Raw genomic sequence first — 2,415 nt, forward strand, 5'->3', positions numbered from 1 at the left:
CCAGCTGCACATAGCCGCCGTATTCGTGAATCCGGAACTCTTTGCCGTTATCGTCTACCGCAAACAGTGTTTTATCTGAGTTCAGGGCGTAAATGCGGTAGTTGCCGCCGGCCAGTATTTCCACAAAAGGCACCAGGTTGCTGAAGTTATACATGAACTCTGCCTGGTACAGGTTGGTTTTGTCGGTGAATTTGGCGCCCACGCCGTTAGCGTCGCCGGGAATGGGTTTGCTGCGCACGTTCTGTGCAGCGTTGTTATAGCCGGCGGTACCGGGCATTAAGCGTCCGCTGTCGGCAATGGCGCGGGCCTGCGAATGAAAGTTATTGGCATTGCCCTGAGAGGCGGCAGTAGCGGTGGCGTATGCAGTGGCAGGGTCCTGCCCGCTCAGTAATGCCTGCTGAAAGGCGCCGGCAAAAGTGTTGAGCGATGCGCCGGCATAAGCGCCAAAGTATTGCTGGAACCAGGTGGTGCTGGGTTTCCAGGCTTCGTTAATACCAGCGGCCAGGGTGCCTACGGCATAGCTGTCGCCGGAGCGTTCCTGCGTGGTGTACAGGCGCACATAAAAGTTGCTGCCTTTCAGCTCGGCTTTGTACTGGCCCATTTTAAAGTTCTTAATGGAGTAGCGGTCTGCCCCGGTGTACACGGTGGTGCCGGTGCCGTAGCTGCCCTGTATAAAGGCTTCGAGGTTGGCATTAATGCGGTAGTGGATAGCGCCGTTTATCTTCATGTTCTTGGTGTCGTAATCGGCCAGGTTACGTTCATCATAACCGGTGCGCGATACAAAGGAATGGGCGCTGTCGGGCATAATGGAATTGTAGATCATGGCCGGCGTAATGGCGCCCTGCGTGGCGGCAGACAGCTGCTGGATGCCGATGCCCAGGGGGTTATTGGGCGTAAGCGCGGCAGATTGCAGGGAGGTGCGCATGTTCACATTGGTTTCATCGCCATAGGTGTTTACACCGTTGTAGGCCGGGTTATTATCCCGGGTACCGTCGGTAAGGGTATGGCCGTTCAGGATGCTCTGGTCGCGGTGGTCATACGCCTGCCAGTCGTCGGCCTTGATGTAGCCGAAATTTACTTTAAAGGCCCATTTATTATTGAATGCCTGCGCATAGCGCACGCTCACATCATAATAGCCGGTAGTAGCTTTGCTGCGGCCATCGTCAGACAATACGCCCGATTTGATATTCGCGCTCAGGCCCTGGTAGTCAAAAGGATTTTTACTGTTCATCAGTACAATGCCGTTCAACGCATTCGGCCCGTACAGGGCAGATGCGGCGCCGGGCAGCAGCTCCACGTTGTCCATATCCAGTTCTGTAATACCTACAATGTTACCCACGGAAAAGTTAAGGCCGGGGGCCTGGTTATCCATACCGTCAATCAGCTGCAGCACACGGGTGTTGCCATTGCTGTTAAAGCCGCGGGTGTTTACGGATTTAAAGGTGAGGCTTTGGGTGCTCATTTCCACGCCTTTCATGTTGGCCAGGGCGTCGTAAAAAGTGGGCGCAGGCGACGCTTTAATGGCGCGTGCGTCCAGCTTTTCGATAGACACGGGCGATTGCAGGATGCTTTGCGCCACGCGGCTGGCGGCTACCACTATTTCCTGCCCGAGCACTTCGGTAGATTCCAGCTGCACGTTAATGTCCTGGCTGGCATTTTGCACCTGTACTTCTTCGCTTTTAAACCCCACGTAGGAGAAAACCAGGGTTAAGGGCAGGCTGTGGGAAGTGGTGAGCTTAAAGTTGCCGTTTGCACCGGAAATGGTACCGCTGAGGGAGCCTTTCACGCTAACGGTTACACCGGCCATTTTTTCACCGGAAGTTTTGTTAGTGACTGCACCATTGATAGTGATTTGCTGCGCTTGTGCTACAGGCCATAGGAAAATCAGAAGCAGGGCGGTACACAAACAGGTTTTAAGGAACACGTTCTTCATAAAAGGTAGAATTTTGTTTTGGTTGAGCCGGGGCTGATGTAGGTTTATTTTTACTAAAAATAACGAATGATTGGGAATTAGCAATTAATTATTATGGGGTGTTTTACAACGAAAGTGAGGGTTGAAAGTGAGGGAATTGGTGTTAACTTCCTGCAATGAATATCAGCAAATATTTTAAGCCTTTTTACCTCTTATTGTTTTTGGGCCTGGGGTGTATGAAATTCACCAACCGGGATCGTATGCTGTTAACCAGTCATAGGATTATTGCTTCAATTAAGGATGATGAGTATGCTGATTTCAGGTCATTTATCGGACCAGACCTTGACGTTTTAGCTAAAGATGAATCATTTGTTCAGGATGATTTTGAGAAAATTAAGCGTTTTTTTAAAGCAGATGCAGAGAAAGGGTATCTTACCATAACCTTTCCCGGCCTTTATAATGATTTAGGCCAAAGAATAGTTGATATTTCGGTTGACAGCTTA

2 protein-coding genes are annotated in these 2,415 nt (G+C 50.6%); one reads left to right on the forward strand and one right to left on the reverse strand.

Features of this window, described 5'->3' with window-relative positions; all coding sequences use genetic code 11:
- Positions 1-1,933 (reverse strand): carboxypeptidase-like regulatory domain-containing protein (locus tag VFS25_RS16860; RefSeq protein ID WP_326463338.1); only part of this gene is annotated, 1,933 nt, incomplete at its 3' end.
- A 155-nt stretch (positions 1,934-2,088) separates the two neighbouring features.
- Here VFS25_RS16860 and VFS25_RS16865 point away from each other — a divergent pair.
- The coding region (locus tag VFS25_RS16865; RefSeq protein WP_326463339.1) for a hypothetical protein at positions 2,089-2,415 on the forward strand (327 nt) is incomplete at its 3' end.

Source organism: Chitinophaga sp. (genome assembly GCF_035761305.1).
Taxonomy (GTDB): Bacteria; Bacteroidota; Bacteroidia; order Chitinophagales; family Chitinophagaceae; genus Chitinophaga.